The 1,374-nt window shown below is 73.2% G+C and carries 1 protein-coding gene and 1 pseudogene; both read left to right on the forward strand.

Features of this window, described 5'->3' with window-relative positions:
* The coding region (locus HV824_RS35745) for a proton-conducting transporter membrane subunit (protein WP_303623458.1) at positions 1-864 on the forward strand (864 nt) is incomplete at its 5' end.
* Positions 861-1,374: pseudogene (locus HV824_RS35750) on the forward strand (hypothetical protein); the annotation flags it as partial. The gene HV824_RS35745 and the pseudogene HV824_RS35750, both read left to right, overlap by 4 nt.

Raw genomic sequence — 1,374 nt, forward strand, 5'->3', positions numbered from 1 at the left:
GGGCTGTTCGCGCTCTTCATCGCGGGGCTGGGGGTGAAGGCGGCGCTGGTGCCGCTGCACGGCTGGCTGCCGGCGGCCATGGTGGCGCCCGCGCCGGTGAGCGCGCTGCTGCACGCGGTGGCGGTGGTGAAGGCGGGGGCGTTCGGCATCGTCCGCGTCGTCTATGACGTGTTCGGCGTGCGCTACGCGCAGTCGCTGGGCGTGACGGGCCCGCTGGCGGCGGTGGCGGCCTTCACCATCCTCTATGGCTCCGTGCGCGCGCTGTCGCAGCAGAACCTGAAGCGGCGGCTGGCGTACTCCACGGTGAGCCAGGTCTCGTACATCGTCCTGGGCGTCGCCATCGTCGGCCCGGTGTCCACCGTGGCGGCCTTGTCCCACCTCGTCCACCAGGGGCTGATGAAGATAACCCTCTTCTTCTGCGCGGGCAGCCTGGGCAAGGGGCTGCACATCCACGACGTGAAGGAGCTCAAGGGCGCGGGGCGGCGCATGCCGTGGACGATGGCGGCCTTCACGGTGGGGGCGCTGGGGATGATAGGCGTGCCACCCGTGGCCGGCTTCGTCACCAAGTGGTACCTGGGCCTGGGCGCGGTGAGCGAGACGGGCCAGGCCTGGGCGCTCTGGGTGCTGGTGGGCAGCACGGTGCTCAACGCCACCTACTTCCTGCCGCTGCTGAAGAGCGCCTGGTTCGACGCGCCGGACGCGGAGCACGCGGGCCCCGCGCCACGGTGGGAGGGCCACCCGCTGCTGCTCTTCCCGCTGCTCACCACGGCGCTGCTGTCGCTGGTGGTGGGGCTGCTGGCGCACTCGCCCATCAGCCCGCTGTCCTGGGCCTGGCTCATCTCCCAGCGGGAGTTCCGGCCATGAGCGGCCGGGGCCTGCTGCTCGTCGCCGTCTTCCTGCCGCTGGTGGCCGCGGGGCTGGCGGCCGTGCGGGGGCCGCGGCGGTGGAGCGGCGCGCTGGCCTCGGTGGCGGCGCTGCCGGCGCTGGGGCTGGCGCTGGCGGCGGGGCGCTCGCCGTCGCTGGAGGTGGAGTTGCCGTGGCTGCTGCTGGGCGCGCGGCTGGGGCTGGACGCCACCAGCCGGCCCTTCCTCCTGGCCACGGCGCTGCTGTGGACGGCGGCCGGGGTGTACGCGGCGAGCTACCTGGCGGAGGACCCGCGGCGGCACCGCTTCCACGCGCTGTTCCTGGCGGCCATGTCCGGCAACCTGGGGCTGGTGCTGTCGCTGGACGTCATCAGCTTCTACACGGCCTATGCGGTGATGGGCTTCTCCACGTACGGGCTGGTCATCCACGCGGGCGGGCCGGAGGCGGAGCGCGCCGCGCGGGTGTACATGGGCTTCGTCATCTTCAGCGAGGTGCTGGTGTTCGCCGGGC

Origin of the sequence: Myxococcus sp. AM009, from assembly GCF_013372605.1 — a bacterium.
GTDB lineage: Bacteria > Myxococcota > Myxococcia > Myxococcales > Myxococcaceae > Myxococcus > Myxococcus vastator.